At 42.2% G+C, this 16196-nt stretch carries 14 protein-coding genes and 1 pseudogene; 6 read left to right on the forward strand and 9 right to left on the reverse strand.

What is annotated here, in order from left to right:
* Positions 1-417 precede the first annotated feature (417 nt).
* From V7K48_RS27210 to V7K48_RS27220, 3 genes are all read left to right on the forward strand, one after another.
* Positions 418-729, forward strand: a complete 312-nt coding sequence (locus V7K48_RS27210; RefSeq protein WP_335077183.1) for a hypothetical protein — start codon at positions 418-420, stop codon at positions 727-729.
* 269 nt (positions 730-998) lie between these two features.
* Positions 999-1904 carry an ATP-grasp domain-containing protein gene (locus tag V7K48_RS27215; RefSeq protein ID WP_335077185.1) on the forward strand — a complete coding sequence of 302 codons (906 nt, stop codon included), beginning with the start codon at positions 999-1001 and terminating at the stop codon, positions 1902-1904.
* Between the two features lie 229 nt (positions 1905-2133).
* Entirely contained in the window at positions 2134-2268 is a 135-nt protein-coding gene (locus tag V7K48_RS27220; protein WP_335077187.1) for a winged helix-turn-helix domain-containing protein, read from the forward strand.
* Between the two features lie 401 nt (positions 2269-2669).
* On the opposite strand, the gene V7K48_RS27225 is transcribed toward V7K48_RS27220, so the two are convergent.
* Positions 2670-2804 (reverse strand): hypothetical protein, encoded by a 135-nt coding sequence (locus tag V7K48_RS27225; protein WP_335077189.1) that lies wholly within the window; start codon positions 2802-2804, stop codon positions 2670-2672.
* Between the two features lie 24 nt (positions 2805-2828).
* On the opposite strand from V7K48_RS27225, the gene V7K48_RS27230 reads away from it, so the two are divergent.
* Positions 2829-5441: a chloride channel protein gene (locus tag V7K48_RS27230; RefSeq protein WP_442949481.1), complete on the forward strand. Its 2613-nt coding sequence runs from the start codon at positions 2829-2831 to the stop codon at positions 5439-5441.
* A 105-nt stretch (positions 5442-5546) separates the two neighbouring features.
* Here V7K48_RS27230 and V7K48_RS27235 read toward each other — a convergent pair whose 3' ends face one another.
* The 6 genes from V7K48_RS27235 to V7K48_RS27260 all read right to left on the reverse strand — a co-directional run bounded on the left by V7K48_RS27235 (position 5547) and on the right by V7K48_RS27260 (position 13244).
* The gene (locus tag V7K48_RS27235; RefSeq protein WP_335077193.1) at positions 5547-6128 is read right to left on the reverse strand and encodes a Uma2 family endonuclease; all 582 of its coding nucleotides are present in this window, start codon (positions 6126-6128) and stop codon (positions 5547-5549) included.
* Between the two features lie 48 nt (positions 6129-6176).
* Positions 6177-7772, reverse strand: coding sequence for a DHA2 family efflux MFS transporter permease subunit (locus V7K48_RS27240; RefSeq protein ID WP_335077195.1), 1596 nt, complete (start codon positions 7770-7772; stop codon positions 6177-6179).
* A gap of 75 nt (positions 7773-7847) precedes the next feature.
* Positions 7848-9107 carry an MFS transporter gene (locus V7K48_RS27245; RefSeq protein WP_335077198.1) on the reverse strand — a complete coding sequence of 420 codons (1260 nt, stop codon included), beginning with the start codon at positions 9105-9107 and terminating at the stop codon, positions 7848-7850.
* Between the two features lie 299 nt (positions 9108-9406).
* A complete protein-coding gene (locus V7K48_RS27250; RefSeq protein ID WP_335077200.1) occupies positions 9407-10879 on the reverse strand; it encodes an HlyD family secretion protein in 1473 nt (490 codons plus the stop codon).
* Positions 10880-11040: 161 nt separating this feature from the next.
* Positions 11041-11508: a MarR family winged helix-turn-helix transcriptional regulator gene (locus V7K48_RS27255; RefSeq protein ID WP_334967797.1), complete on the reverse strand. Its 468-nt coding sequence runs from the start codon at positions 11506-11508 to the stop codon at positions 11041-11043.
* A gap of 77 nt (positions 11509-11585) precedes the next feature.
* Positions 11586-13244: a glycosyltransferase family 39 protein gene (locus V7K48_RS27260; protein WP_335077203.1), complete on the reverse strand. Its 1659-nt coding sequence runs from the start codon at positions 13242-13244 to the stop codon at positions 11586-11588.
* A 139-nt stretch (positions 13245-13383) separates the two neighbouring features.
* On the opposite strand from V7K48_RS27260, the gene V7K48_RS27265 reads away from it, so the two are divergent.
* Positions 13384-14028 (forward strand): class I SAM-dependent methyltransferase, encoded by a 645-nt coding sequence (locus tag V7K48_RS27265; RefSeq protein WP_335077205.1) that lies wholly within the window; start codon positions 13384-13386, stop codon positions 14026-14028.
* 91 nt (positions 14029-14119) lie between these two features.
* On the opposite strand, the gene V7K48_RS27270 is transcribed toward V7K48_RS27265, so the two are convergent.
* Entirely contained in the window at positions 14120-14944 is an 825-nt protein-coding gene (locus tag V7K48_RS27270) for a zinc-dependent peptidase (RefSeq protein WP_335077207.1), read from the reverse strand.
* 50 nt (positions 14945-14994) lie between these two features.
* Between V7K48_RS27270 and V7K48_RS27275 the strand changes: the two are divergent.
* Positions 14995-15201, forward strand: a pseudogene (locus tag V7K48_RS27275) (ISLre2-like element ISCst1 family transposase); the annotation flags it as partial.
* A gap of 269 nt (positions 15202-15470) precedes the next feature.
* Here the strand turns inward: V7K48_RS27275 and V7K48_RS27280 are convergent.
* Positions 15471-15959, reverse strand: coding sequence for a hypothetical protein (locus V7K48_RS27280; protein ID WP_335077210.1), 489 nt, complete (start codon positions 15957-15959; stop codon positions 15471-15473).
* Positions 15960-16196 lie beyond the last annotated feature (237 nt).

Raw genomic sequence — 16196 nt, forward strand, 5'->3', positions numbered from 1 at the left:
TGTATTTCTTTTTCACCATGATACAACTGGGTAGAAGGGGATTACTGAAATTATTACCATAGTCACCCCTCAATTCAAAGCTGACAGACTACTAGAAGTCGCACGCCAGTTGCTCATGGGGAAACCCCCTGTTCCCGTAATGGCTTGGCTATACAGGCAAAACTACCTGCGTGGGTTTCAAACCCTTGATTTTCTCTTAGTCCACGCAGGTGGACGAGAGCTTGTGTAGTAGTGACTTATAGTCGCCTAATACTTTTCAAACATCCTCTGAGGTAATTGAATGTAAATTGAAAAGCTTGATTAGCTATAACTCTCAAATATGTTAGAGAAGATTCCCAGGGGAGGAAAATGTTTGTACTTCTGGCTATGATATAGTACCATATAATACATTTATCTGGGAAAATTTTGGTGAATTATATGAAACATCCCTTTGAACTAGAAGTATCTGAGCTAGAAGCAATTGAGCTAGACTTTCTAGAGCCATTGGCAGATGAGTTAGCTCAAAAGATTACAGGAGGATTTCAAGCTACAACTGAGCACATTACTGCCAATGAGGGTGAGGCAGGAGAAGAAGGTGGCGGCCATGTGGCTACAACTAATTACATTACTGCCAATAAGGGTGAGGCAGCAGAAGAAGGTGGTGGCGTCCATAGAGCTACAACTGAGTACGTTACTGTCCCCCATCCGGGTGAGGCAGCAGAAGAAGGTGGTGGTTTGTGCCACTACTAGGCTTTCTTTCTTAATGATTATGTTTCCATTTGAAAGATAATATCCTGTGCTTAATTTCTGGTGCTAGGTAGGAGGCTCAGTTGGCAGTTCTAATTGAAGGCAGGATGGACAAAGTTTCTTCCTGAGAGAGTTTCAAAGATTATAATTTTACGTTTAATTATGTCCACCTACTTAGCCAATTTATTTCATGAAAAGGTAGCTGGTTGTTACTTGAACAAGAATAGTAATCTACTAGCTTATGTATTTAACTATTAATATTTCATATAAGGATGAATATTCTCGTATTAGGTAATTCTTTTGATGCTCATGCTTTACACATGAGAGATGCGCTGACAAAAGCCGGTACAGCAGTAAATTACTTGGATACTCGTTTGTTCCCAACTCAGGTACAAATTTCTTGGCAACCTGATATTCAAGCTGGCTGCTTGGTTCTACCAGGGGGGCATCAGTTAAATTTGCAAGATATCAAGAGTGTTTTTTGGCGGAATTTCTCTGCTCCTTACATTCCTAATTTACCAGAAGGTCAGCAGACAATTGCTTTTAGTGATGCAATGAGTGTACTGCGGACACTGCTTCAAGCTAAACCAGTCAGATGGGTCAATTCTTGGCAAGCTTACCAGTTTCACAAAGAAAAACCCTTGCAACTGAGTCAAGTTAAGCTTCTAGGCGTTGAAATTCCAGCAACATTAATCAGCAATAACCCACACCAAGTAATTGAATTCTGTAAAATCCAACCAAAGACAATTTTTAAGCCAGTCTACGGTGGGACACATACTCAGTTCGTGAGTGACTTTCATTTAGAACCCCATCGGTTAAATTTGGTATTACGACTTTCTCCGGTAACATTCCAAGAGTATATTCCTGGCACTAATATCCGCAGCTATGTAATAGGAGAAGATATTTATGCTGCGGAAATTCGCAGTAATTCTCTAGACTTTCGAGAAGATGAAAAAGCACAGTTAATTCCGGTGGAACTGCCTGACTTAGTTCAACAACAATGTTTAGCAATTAGCAGAGCCTTAATGTTAGAGTGGACGGCGATAGACTGGCGTTTAAAACCAACGGGTGAGTATGTCTTTTTAGAAGCAAATCCCAGTCCGATGTTTTTACACTTTGAGCAACAAACAAAATTTCCTATTACTCAAAGTTTAGTTAACCTTTTATTAGTAAACTAAGCTTGCAACACCCTCGCAGATAAAATTATTGGCTTGGATGCTGGGGCTGATGACTATATGACAAAACCCTCTGAAATGCCGGAACTAATGGCTCAGATTCGAGCAATGTTGCAGCGTAGTAACAACTTCAGCTGACCTTTGTTGGGTAAGTCTGCGTTTAAATTCTAGCACCTATGAAGTTACATATGCAGACAAACTTTTATATCTGGCTCCAAAAGAATATGCCCTGTTGGAACTGCTGGTTTCTAGCGATCGCCGGGTACTGAGTCGAGGTAGAATTATTGAGCGAATTTGGTCATTGCAAGACCCACCCAGCGAAGAAACTGTTAAATCTCATATCAAAAGTTTACGTCATAAACTCTGAGAAGTTAGCGCTTCTGATGATTTTATTGACACAGTTCACGGACTAGGTTATCGTCTGAAGCAGCTTTAGTTTTGGCTTGTGATTGTCTGCCCGATTTTTACCCGATTTCTACCTGATATTTCCACAACTATTTTTTAAGCTGATATTCTGAATAACTTCTCGGAACACCACACAGCAAAATTTCCCCGAACCAAATACATAATTTGGTTCGGGGGGTTTTGATTTAAACTATTAAAAATCCTCTTCCATGTTGCTAACAATAAAGTTGGAGGTCTTCTATGAGACATCACACTGTTGATGTCAACTCAAATTTATCTCAATCCAGCTTGACTGAAAACTCAGCTGATAACGTTGGGTGAAAAGAATTGTATTTATTATTGGTTTAACCATCACCAATTGCCCTAGCAATCCTGTGATACTCCAACTACGGTGTCAACACCAGCACCAGCAAAATCTCTGGAATTGAAGCGATCGCGCCCTAGTAACTTATTCGTGTGATTATTTATATATAGTGGTTGAATTGAATGAGTAGCCAATTGGTTGTCAAGTTTAGAATCAACATGACACGCATGGGGCAGATTTTTTGGAAGCGGCTCTCCTATAAGCTTTTGCCCACTAAACGCCTTGCAATGGTGCAAGCTTGTCTGATTGGTTTAGTCTCTGGATTGGCTGCTGTCTTGTTAGGGCAAGGTGTGGGATTGTTAGGTGGGTGGCGACTACAAATATCCCATCAGTTTCCTGCTTTGTTGGCACTGCCGATAATTGGGTTAGTGGGCGGATTTCTCGCAGGCTGGTTAGTGGAGCGCATCGCCCCTGAAGCTGCTGGTAGCGGCATGTCAGAAGTAAAAGCGGTGCTGGCAAAGGTGCCCATGCCGCTCAACTTGCGAATTGCTGTGGTGAAATTGGTCGGTGCAACGCTGGTGCTAGCATCTGGGATGCCCTTGGGGCGGGAAGGGCCTACAGTGCAAATTGGTGCAGCCTTAGCCAGTCAGTTTAGTCGCTGGTTTCCCACCTCCCCTGAACACCGTCGCCAACTGATTGCAGCCGGAGCCGGAGCGGGACTTGCGGCTGCCTTTAATGCCCCGATTGCTGGGGTATTATTTGTTGTCGAAGAACTTTTGCAAGATGTCTCTGACATCACCTTGGGAACAGCAATCCTGGCTTCATTTATTGGTTCTGTTGTTGCCCGTATTTGTGACACCCATAGTTTAGATTTAAATCTAAATCTAGCGGCTACCAAGACCAGCTTTTATGTGTCGGAAATTCCCTTTTACTTGCTGTTGGGAATTTTGGCAGGATTCGGGGGCGTGCTGTTCAATCGGGGAGTTCTCGCCAGTTTGGGTTTAAGTCGTCGCTTTCTCAAAATCAGCTTACCTTGGCGGATGGGACTGGCTGGATTAGTGACGGGATTGGTATTTGCTTGCCTTCCCTCATTATTTCGGGACAACGCTGGATTACGGGAACTGTTGCTGACGGGTGAAGCAAACTGGCAATTAGTAGCACTAGTTTTCTTTCTTCAGTTTCTACTTATCCTGTTTACCTACGCTTCTGGTGCGCCTGCTGGATTGCTGGTTCCCACATTAGGGCTGGGAGCAGCTTTGGGTTATTTGGTAGGAACCTTAGAACACCACTTCCTGGCTGTGAGTTTGGCGACAACTTATGCACGAGTTGGGATGGGGGCATTTTTCTGTGGGGTGGCGCGAGTCCCAATTACGGCAGTGATCATCGTGTTTGAGATGACAACTGACTTTAATTTGGTGTTACCGTTGATGATTGTTTCGGTAACTGCTTATTTGGTGGCGGAAGCCCTAGAAACGGGATCACTATACGATCATCTATTAGAATTTAAAGGCATTCATTTGCCAAAAGAAACCAATCCCCACGCGCCTTGGACGCAACTAACCGCAGCCAATGTCATGCAACCGAGTGTGGAAACTCTGGGGAGCCGGATGAGTTGGGATGAGGCATTACAGGCATTTTCTCAATCCTCCCACCGCCACTTTCCAGTATTGGAAAAGGGTAAATTGGTCGGAATCTTAACTCAACAAGATATTACAAATCTCTCCCGAACAGGCTTAAGTGAGCATCTTACTGTAGACCAAGTGATGACTCCAGAACCAGTAACTAGCTGTCCTGTTGATACCCTTGCCCATGTGCTGCACTTGCTCAACCGTTACAAGATTAACTGTTTACCAGTTGTGCAAGGAAACCGCTTGGTGGGTATCATTACCCGTAGTGATATTATTCGAGTGCAAGCTGCCTATTTCAATGGTTCTGAAGACTTTTTAGGTTCTAAAGCCGAACCATCCCGCGTGATTTACCATACCAGTGCGCCGGAAACTGGACAGGGAAGGTTACTGGTGCCATTGAGTAACCCGAAAACAGCAGGTATGCTGTTGGAGATGGCGATCGCAATTGCCCGCGATCGCCATTATGAAATAGAATGTCTGCATATTATTGTTGTCCCCCAGCACAAGATTCTTGCAGAAACCCAAGTGAATATCAAGGCAGCTATGGGCCCACTGCAACAAGCAATGCGTTTGGGACAGAAATGGCATATCCCAGTACATACCCAAATTCGAGTTGCCCACGACTTGTCAGAAGCAATTTTGCAAACTATCAAAGACCGCCATATTAATTTCATGCTGATGGGTTGGAAAGGCAGCACAGCCACACCGGGAAGGGTCTTCAGTCGGGTAGTAGATACGGTTATCCGGCAAGCAGCCTGTGATGTGGTGTTAGTTAAGCTGAATAAGCAAACTCACTTAGAACGCTGGTTAGTACCGATAGCGGGTGGCCCCAATGCCCAACAGGCAATTCAATTGCTCCCAGCACTGACTTCACTGAGTAAAACTCCAGTGGTCAACTTATGTCAAGTGTTTGAACCAAATAAAACTGAAGCGGATACAACAACTCTCAAAAAAGCTGCTGATTTTCTCAAACAACGGCTCAAAGGTTTAGTAACAATTGATCCACTCTATGCAAATTCTGTGTCAGAAGCCGTCTTGGATTGTGCTAGACGTAACCAGAGTGATGTGATTATTTTGGGAGCTTCTCGTGAGAGAATGTTGCAACAAGTAGTGCATGGTAATATCCCAGCAACTATCTGCCGCAATAACAACCAAATTGTGATTTTAGTCCGTGCAGCATCTGCTATTGGAGAGGGTAATTAATCTTCTTTTAACGGGTGAGGAACGGGCGGAAGTTGAGCGACAAAAGTGGGAGAAAATTGTAAAGATGCGACTCAACGTTTTAGGAATTGACCCCAGAATATTGGATTAGGATAGATTCTCGTCTACTAATAATACATCTTCATATATAGCTGCGATCGCACAATGAAAATCGACGCTAGCTAAATGTACTTCTTGTTCTTTTTCATAAGGGTAAAGTACCCAATGTCCTTCCTGATTGCGACGGAAGCATTCCACACTCATTTGGTCTGGTGAAATTAGCACATATTCTTCTAGTGATTCTAAGTGTCGATAACTAGCAAATTTCTTTCCTCTGTCATAGCCTTCTGTTGATTCAGAAAGCACTTCGACAATTAAGCAAGGATGGGACTTAAAATATTCAAATTCTCTATCTCGTATATCACAATTCACCATTACATCGGGATAAAAATAGCGATTTATAACATCAATTTGTGCTTTCATATCTAACATATAGACACGGCAACCACTACCCCGGAGATGGTTTCGCAGCAGGGAAAACAAGTTTCCTACTACGGTGACATGAGCATCACTTGCCCCTGCCATTGCGTAGACTTGCCCATCAATATACTCGTGTTTGATTTCACTTACTTTCTCGCCTTCTAGATATTCTTCTGGGGAGATATAATACTCACTTTGGCTAATGACCATTTTAGTACCTTAGTAGTTTTATCAAACATTTTAACCGATACAACAAATTTAATGAGCGCCAGCGCCACCAGTTGCCTTCACCTTTTTGAGGAATAAAACGGCAAGTCCACTAAGTAACAATGCAATACCAATAAAGTAGAAACAATCGTTAAAAGCCATTACAAAGGCTTCCCGGCGGACAATGTTGGATATAGATGCGATCGCTTCATTTTGGGCTGTACTCAAATCTGCTCCACGACTGACAAAATACTGTGTCATTTGGTCAATTCGCTGTTGAGTTTCTGTGTTATATAAAGATACTGTATCACCCAATCTATTCGAGTGAAATTGCTCTCTGTTTGTTAATAGAGTAGCTAAAGAAGCAATTCCGATAGAGCCGCCCAAATTCCGCATCATATTAAATAAACCACTTGCTGATCCTGCTTCTTGCGGACTCAATCCAGCAGTGGCAATAGAACTAAGCGGCACTATAATTAGGGGTTGTCCCATTGCCCGGACAAATTGCGACCATCGTAACTGATCTAATCCGGTTTCATTAGTCATTCCAGAGTTCATAAATGCACTGATGGAAAACAAAGTCACACCAACAGCCACCATTAACCGCACATCGATACGTTTCATCAATCGGGGGATGAGGGGAATAATAAATAGTTGGGGAATACCAGCCCAAATTAATACTTCACCAATTTGCAGCGCATTGTATTGTTGAATCTGGGCAAGATACAACGGTAAAATATAAATTGAACCATACAATCCTACTCCCAGCGACACATTGACAATACTCGCTAAACCAAAGTTTCGCCTAAGTACAAGCCGTAAATTAATAAATGGTTGCTTCCGAGTTAATTCAATATAGAAAAATATCGCCAAAAAAATTACTGCAATTACAGTTAAGCGCACAATCAACGCGGAACCAAACCAATCTTTGCGGCTACCTTCTTCTAAAACAACTTGTATGGAACCTAACCCAATAGCCATTGCAATAATTCCCCACCAATCACCTTGTTTCAATAAATTAATTTGGGGTTCTTCTTGCTTCATTCCGTACCAAACGCCAGCTAGCATTAATACCCCTGGAATTAGATTTATATAAAAGTTGTATTCCCAACCAAAATTTTCTGTTAACCAACCTCCTATTGTCGGGCCAATTGATGGTGCAAAAACTGCACTAAACCCAAATGCAGCTAACCCAACTGATTGCTTGGATTGGGGTAAAGTCGTTAAGACAACTGTCATAGCAGTGGGAATTAATACTCCTCCGCTCAAACCTTGTAAGGCGCGAAATAAAATCATGGAATTGAGATCCCATGCCCAAGCACAGCAAATAGAAAAGAAGATAAATAGTACAGTATTAACTAACAGATAACGCCGCAGAGAAAACACCCGTGATAACCATCCTGTTAGAGGAATTACCACAATTTCTGCTACGAGATACGCCGTAGAAATCCAAGAACCTTCTTCTAAAGTTGCTCCTAAACTTGCTTGAATATCTTGCAGCGAAGCATTAGTTATTTGAATATCCAATACCGCCATAAATGCACCAAGCATACTGGCTATTACACCAATCCAGGTTTTTAGCGGTACACGTTCTGGTGGTACAGCAGGATTTTGCCCTTGCTGACGAATTACACCTGTATTAGCCATAGTGTTGTTCCAGTTCCAAGGTTAAGTAACAAAATTATTATTAAATCTTATACCATCTATTGGCAGTTTTTTATCCTAAGCTTTGTCACTTATTACAATACCCTTCTGCTCATAAATTGGACGCATTATTTGCCTTAAACCAGGTAATTCCCTACTAAAAACTATCGACCCTAAGATACAAGCTATACCATCAATAATTAAAGTATTGGTAGCACCAATATGACTTGCTAATATACCTCCTAATAAATTACCTACGGGAATCATCCCCAAAAATGACATTGTGTATAAGCTCATCAATCGCCCGCGTCTGTCATCTTCAACAATTGTTTGTAAAAATGTATTGCTAGCAGCAATCTGGAGAATTGTTCCCAAGCCAACAAATAACATTGTAAATAAAGAAAGTGGTAAAAACCGTGACAATGAAAAGGCAATTAGACCAATTCCTAAAATTGCTGGAGCTAAGGCAATCAATTTCCCAATTCCCAAGATTGTTTGGCGCGTAGCTAAATAAATTCCACCAGTTAAGGCTCCAACTCCAGATGCCGCCATCAAAAACCCCAAGGTTTCTGCACCACCTTTGAGAACTTGTTCTGCAATAACTGGTACGAGAATAGTATTTTGCAGCCCCATAAGACTAACTAAAGCTGATAGCAATAAGGTAGATCGAATCGGTGGGAAGCTAAAGGCATATACAAATCCCTCTTTGACTTTTTGCAAGGGATTACCGTCAGTTACCGAATTTTTCCAAGGTTTAACTTTCATTGCTAATAAAGCAGCGATTACAGCAATGTAACTCAAACCATCAATTAAAAAACAATAGCCAGTTCCAACGTTAGCAATTAATAAACCTCCGATCGCAGGGCCAATTAATCGCGCACCGTTGAGCATTGTAGAGTTAATGGCGATCGCATTGGCTAAATCTTCTCTTCGTTCAACCAATTCTGGTACAAATGCTTGGCGGGCTGGTGCATCTAAGGCGTTAATAAATCCTTGAAACAAACTCAAAGCGATAATGTGCCATACCTGAATCACACCAGTTAGCGCCAGCACTGCTAATGTTAACGATTGAATCATCGCTAAGACTTGCGTACTAATTAAGGTACGATACCGAGAAAACCGATCTACAAATACTCCGCCAAAGGGAGCTAAAAAAAAGTTAGGAATTTGACTAGAAAATCCTACAATTCCTAGCATTAATGGGGAGTTTGTTAAGTGATAAACTAGCCAAATTGTGGCAACTTGCGTCATCCACGTCCCGATTAGAGAAATACCTTGTCCGGCAAAAAATAGCTGATAGTTTTTTGACCTCAATGCAGGTAGTAGCGGTTTTTTCATGTAAAGTTTGTTTTATACCAATCTGCTCTTACAAATATCATTTCACCTCATTTATATACGCCTGTCCATAGATGTAGGAAAATGTCATAGCAAGAAAAGGTTTTCCATCTGTTTGCAGGGAATTTGGTATTATAGCGTTTCTCGTTTAATTACTTAATTAAACCCGGAGAACCTCAAAGAGCCAAAGCTGTGCTTTGTCTCCCTGCCCCTAATCCTCAGAGGGGGCCCCGAGTTCTCCGCAGGCTCTTAGGGGTTGGGGGTGGGGTTCTTTTATTATGGGTAATTTAGTGGATATGGTATTACTTGACTTCCACAGCAACTTCCGCAGACATCCCCGGAGTAATCCGCGATTCGTATCCTTGAATACTCTTTTGGTCAAAAACTACTTTTACTGGGATGCGTTGGACAACCTTAGTAAAGTTACCTGTCGCGTTATCTGGTGGCAATAAGGCAAACTGAGCGCCGGAAGCTGGCGAAACACTATCAACACGACCAATAAAGGTGTGATGAGGGAAAGAATCCAGCTTGATTTCTACTGGTTCTCCTGGCCGCATCTTTTCTAATTGGGTTTCTTTGAAGTTCGCAATTACCCAATACTCGTTATCCACGATCGCCATTAATGGTGTTCCCGATTGGACTCGGTTGCCAACTTCCACGTTTTTCCTCCCGACTCGTCCGGCACTGGGAGCGGTAACATTGGCGTAGGATAGTTGCAATTGTGCGTCTTTGAGCGATGCTTCTGATTGGGCGATCGCCGCTTTTGCCGCTTCGTATTGACCACGTTTTACTGTTGTATCTTGTCCGCCAGCAGTCGCTTGTTGCAAGCCTCCCTTAGATGCTGCCAATTTAGCTTGGGCGTTGGTGACATTTTCTTGCGCCTGTGCTAGTTGAGATTGGGCTTTGGCGACACCAACTTTCGCGGAGGCTAACTTAGCTTGGGCTTGTTCTACTCCCTGAATAGCGGCGTTTTTTTGTGCTTTAGCCACATCATAAGTTGCCTTGGCTGTGTCTAATTGCTGACGAGCGATCGCACCTGTTTTATACAACTGGTTGTAACGATTGTAATCTGCTTGAGCTTTTTCCAAATTCGCATTTGCTTGCGCTACCTGCGCTTGGGCGGCAGGAATCCCTGCTTGGGCTAGTCTGACTTCAGCTTGCGCCGCTGGTATTCCAGCTTGGGCTTCTTGTACTGCTGCTTGGGCTGTAGAAATTGCTGCTACCGCACCACTGACATCCCCCTGCGCTTGACTTGTCTTACCAGTGGTAGTTTGTGAAGTTAAAGCAATATTTGCTTGGGCGGCTTGCGCCTGTCCACGCGCATTTTCTAGCGCTGCTGCTGCTTGTTGTACCTTACTTTCATAGTCCCGTGGATCTAACTTGACTAACAATTGTCCCGGTTGCACCAACTGGTTATCATTCACAAGCACCTGACTTACAGTCCCAGGAATGCGGGTACTAACTTGGTGAATGTTTCCGGCAACTGTGGCGTTGTCTGTTTCCTGGTGGGTGGAGGCGTATTGCCAGTAGTGAAAACCAAAAGTACCTGCGACGATCGCACCCACGCCTAATCCTGCCAAAATTAAACCAGTCGGTTTTTTCCGTTTCGGTTTCGCTGGAACTTCTTTCTCGATCTCAGGAGTTACAATCGGTGCTTTTACTGTTGCGGATGTGTCTGCTGTCAAAGTTTCTAAAGTCTCTAAATCAGGAATCACTTGTTTTTCTAAAACTGGGGTCTTGTGTCCGTTGCGTCCGTTCAAAGTATTAGCGCCCATTATCGTTACCTCGCTTGCTCGTTCAATAATTTGATTAATAGTCGTTTATTTAGAATGCGTAATATTTCCTGAAAAAAATCTTTTTTCCTTAGTACGCGTACTATTATCTCAAAATAAATCTTCACCCTACCTCCCCCGGTCGGGTGATTGTGGGATAATCTTTAGGAGAGGTTAGCGAGCGCCCGGTTCAATATTTGGGAAAACAGTTCTCGGTCAGCGAAGGAAATACCGTCCATTGCTTCATCACGCACTGTTGCCGCAATAGGCGGTAAGACAGCTTCTAGTTGCTTACCTGCATCCGTTAACCAGATCCGCCAGATGCGGCGATCGTGGGTGTCGCGTTCTCGACGCACCAAGCCACGTTCTTCCATCCGATCTAGTACGCCTGTTAAAGTCCCTCCCACTTGTTTGAGTTTGTCCCCAATACTAGAAGTTGGTAAACCATCTTCTTGCCAAAGACAGCACAACACCAGCCAGTGAAATGGCGTCAATCCAAACGGTTCTAGTTTCTCAGTAAACTTGCGACTGAGCAGTTGTGAGACTAATTTAATTCTGTAGCCCAAATTGTATGGTGCCAGATTTTGCTGCCACGACTGTAAAGGTGGGGAGTGATTAGATGTAGAAACCATTTAGCAAAATATTTAGTGTACGTACTATTATTTTACCAGGATAAACCTATTTTAGCAATACCTTGTTTGTATCTGTCTTAGGGAAGAACTTGAATCAACTGGGACTCTTTTACTGTACCAAGAATGCGGTGAGGCCGAGATAATTTAGGGGATTGGTCAGTATAGATCCAAGCATAGCTCAAAGCTGGTACTTGAGAAATAGAGACTACTGGTTGGGGGCGAATAGAAAGGTAGAAATTAAGCAGTACTTTGGTTTTAGCGTCTATTTCCACATAGTAGGTAGGATGAGATTGGAGAATTGAGGCGATCGCAGGTTGTTGTAAAAACACTTTCAAAGCAGGGTTATAGTCACTTAACAGCCCGATGCTACCTGTCGCCGCCAAAGCCAGCCAACAGGGAATTAACCAACCTGCAATCCAGTAACGGGCTGTAAGAAACTTTATGCCAAAGTGGTAACGACTAATCCACACTACAGGCAAAATTAACCAACCCAAGCCCATAGCCAAGCCAATAGTTGCATACTTACGAATATCAAAACCACCCCAACTAAGAACGCCAATACTCGCTATAACAAATAAAACACCTAACCCACCCAAGCCATAACTGAGATTTCGAGGCAGATTCTTGATGGTAAAAAGGGATAATATATTTATTCCACGTTTTTGAAGAGGGAATTGTGAGGGAATCCCTGTCTGGTAAACATCACCTAACCAGTTTAAACCTACAGATGCAAATAAAGCTATGAACGGATAAAGGCAGAGACTATAGTGAGGGAAACGACTGCTAAAAATACTAAGTTCACAAAATAGGACAATTGGAAAGCCAACTAATATTAACTGGTAACGAGGAATGGGACGACGGAGAGTCGAAACTAAACCGAAAATCCCGAAAAAAGCCCAAGGAAATGCTATTAAAGGGATATTCCATATATAAAACAGTGGCCCATTATTATAATGATCCTCAGAACCTTGCCGCACAACAAACTTGAACAACTCCTCAAAACTCTGATTTCCGTAGTGCAACCAGTTTAACCACAGCCAAACACAAGTAGGGATTAAACCTACGAAAAAGCCTAAATACAAAATTGGGTTAGTAAGATGACGATGACGGCGATGTTCCCAAATTAAATAAGGAAATAAAGCTATAATAGGCAAAAAAATCATAAAGCTTCTGACTAAGAAGCCTAAACCTAAACTTAAACCAGCGATAAAACTCCAAAAATAGCGATATTTAGGATGTAATTCCGTTTTTATTAAACACCAAATCGTTAAAAGTACCAATAAAATCATCGGTACATCAGGTGTACTTAAGCGGCAGTATTGCAGCCAGAGAAATTCCACACTTAAAATTGCAGCAGCTAGCCAAGCTAATTTTTTACCTAGCAGAATTTTGCCGATTTCATACACCAGGCATAAACTAAAAATGCCAGCAATCATACTAGGAAGACGCGCACTGGTATCACTGATCCCAAACAGCTTGTAGAAACTGGCAATTAACCAATAAGGGCCAGGGGTTTTATGATGTGCCCTTTCCCAAGGATCTATCCAATTACCAGAATCAAACATCAGACGGGCACGCGATGCGTAAAGTCCTTCATCATGTGCCATCAAACTATTGTGCCCAGAAGTAAGTAATAATAAGGGTAGTATCCAAACTAACAAACTAAAATAGGGTAATAATCCGATTAGACGGATTTGTCGCCAAATATGCTGCAATAAGTGTAGTTTATATAACATTAAATTGATAAAAATTGAATGCTGCTATTTAGACGAGTTTATGTGTCCTGCTGTTATTAAAATATCTTACATAGTGATTGTAAAAAAAATACCTGAAATTGCCGCATTTTTCGGAAAAAGTAATCCCAAACAGAGATTTATGCAGTTAAGACCAAATCAACGCCTGAAATTAGACGAAACAGATGATAAGCTGTTCTATGCCTATCCCCGCTTCGTCACCCATGTCGATGAAGGATTTATTCAACAGCTAACGGATTTATATCGCGATCGCCTCAAACCCAACACCCGCATTTTTGATATGATGAGCAGTTGGGTGTCTCATCTACCAGAAGAGATGCAGTTTGACCATGTGGAAGGACACGGACTCAATGGTGAGGAACTAGCACGAAATCCCCGCTTAAATCATTACTTTCTGCAAAATCTCAACGAAAATCCGCAGCTACCTTTACCAGATGAAGATTTTGATGCTGTCCTCAATTGCGTATCTGTGCAATATGTGCAATATCCAGAAGCAGTATTTTCCGAAATTTACCGCATCCTGAAACCCGGTGGTGTCGCAATTATCAGCTTTTCTAACCGGATGTTTTTTGAAAAGGCAATTCAAGCTTGGCGGGAGGCTTCAGAAGCACAACGAGTAGAATTAGTCAAAGAGTACTTCGCCTTAGTTCCAGGATTTACAACCGCAGAAGTTATAGCTCATAAGTCAACATTACCAAATTTATTACAGTGGTTGGGTGCAGCTGGAGGAGATCCATTTTATGCCGTCATAGCTTACCGCAGTTAAGCCAAATAGTCACCAGTACAGAGGGGGCGTAAATCCAGCTACTATCTCAAACAAGACTTGGGGCAAAATCCCTTGTTAAAGCCCCTGTACTTCACGCCCATTGCACAGGATCTAATTGATAGTAACGTTGCAGTTGTTCATAAAGTGCTGGATGCTTGGACAACAATTGGTGCGGTTTCTCAAAGAATGTCTCAGTCGCTACGGCAAAAAATTCTGCGGGATTTGTTGCGCCATAGCTATCCATTACTGTCTTTACGCCTTGTAGAACATCATTACAAAGTTGCTGATATGCTTCTGTCATCACCTTCGCCCAAATAGGATAGTCTGAGTTGCGTTGCAGTATCGGAACTCCTTCAGCTTTACCATCTTCTTGATCCAACTGATGGGCAAATTCATGAAGCACAACGTTACGTCCATCCCTCCAATTATTAGTGTCTTGTTTCACCTGTTCCCAAGACAGTACTACTTGATCAGTTGTCCACGATTCCCCTAATCTTGCCACACGCCTTTCTTCAACAACATAATTTCCGATAGAAGTCGTTTCCTCAACAAAATAAGTATTGGGATACACCAGAATTGAACGAAGTCTAGGGAAGTACTGCCCACGTTCATTTAGTAGGAGTAAACAGGCGATGGATGCAAGGGTCAGTTTCATTTCCTCCGTCACCCGTAATCCTTTACAGCCAATAAATTGCTTTTCTGCTAAGAACACTTGAATATGTCCCTGAAGTCGTCTGATTTCATCAGCAGAAAGACAGGGATAAATGGGAAGATTATTCTCAATAATGGCATTCCAAAGTGGGGGAAAAGGACGATGTTTGAGACGGTTTCTTCGCCTTTTGACTAGAATGGGATTGACTAAAATACCAATGATAATTAGCCCAAGGATGAGAAAAAAAAGTATTGTTTTAATCATTGAATTTTGAGCAATTTTAATACTTCAGTAGCTGGTAAGCAGAAAATTTTGGAAAACGTTGTAAAACTATCGTAATCCAGAGAAATTATCTTTTATGTGTATATCGTAAAGGGCGTTTAAATTATGCTCTTATTGCCGCCAAAAATTTCCCAATTGTTAGCGGGGCGATCGAAAGTTTAATCCGCCAAGTTGTCAATTTAAGAAATAAGGGAAACAGTAAATTTTGGTTAAAGTTTTATCATAAGGTTAGCTTATATGGGGTAATATGACGGCATTGGTGTGAACTTAAGGTGAAAGCCAGTAAGCGAGAATGCTTTGAAACATTACCTCGTTTACCTCGTTAAAAGTCTCCGACTGGGAACGCCTATTTTGAGGTGAAGCCTTAAGACTTGCGGCAGAGCCTCAATTGAAGAGCATTTTCAGCCTCTGGCTGTAAACGAGGGCCGAAAATTTTCTCTCGGTAGACGCGATCGCTTCTAAGCGGACATCGACCTGATCACGCCAGGTTAATACCTGCGGATAGTCATTATCGAGAAACAGGTATTGGGCTGGCATATTCAAGCAATCGTTCCCATCCCCAGAGCCATGCAGTTTTTACTAGGATCTCTTTACCATTGCTGAATTTGATAAATTCTCTACCTTCATCAGAAAATACATCAATAACCAATTCATTACGCACATCGCACCCCCATATAGAAGCTGCGGCCTTCCACCACTGTTGCCCAGGCGAAGAGAACATTGGCAATTCTAAATATTCATCACGCCATGCTTTAGGCTTCCAATTATCGTGTAACGCACGAATTAATAAAGCATTGGGGAAAACCTCTTTCTCGTGTTCACGCAACCATAGTGCATATTCAATTGCACTTCGCAAGGCATCCTCTAAATCATATGAACAACTTTCAAGTGCATCTTGGACTTCGGCATCAGCAAAATTAACACCAATAGTTCCCAGCGCTGGTTCGTATTTATTAAATACCTCGTACTCAATTGATTCTTTTTCCCAAAACCACATAGTACACCCCTAACTATGTTGAGCATCCAATCAAAATTTACCATTGAGCATCCCCAACTGGGGTATGGAGTCAATATCTGGAATTTTAGCAATTTTCTCGGTGACCTGGGATAATAACGCTTGGGCTGAATCTGTTCAAATTAGAAAGTTTAGATAAAATAATTGTTCTTATTATGGCTGGCTAACTAAATTAAAATGGGGTTTTTGTCTCTAAGTTTACCCTTGCCAGCACTCTAA

Origin of the sequence: Nostoc sp., from assembly GCF_036919615.1 — a bacterium.
Classification (GTDB): Bacteria; Cyanobacteriota; Cyanobacteriia; order Cyanobacteriales; family Nostocaceae; genus Nostoc.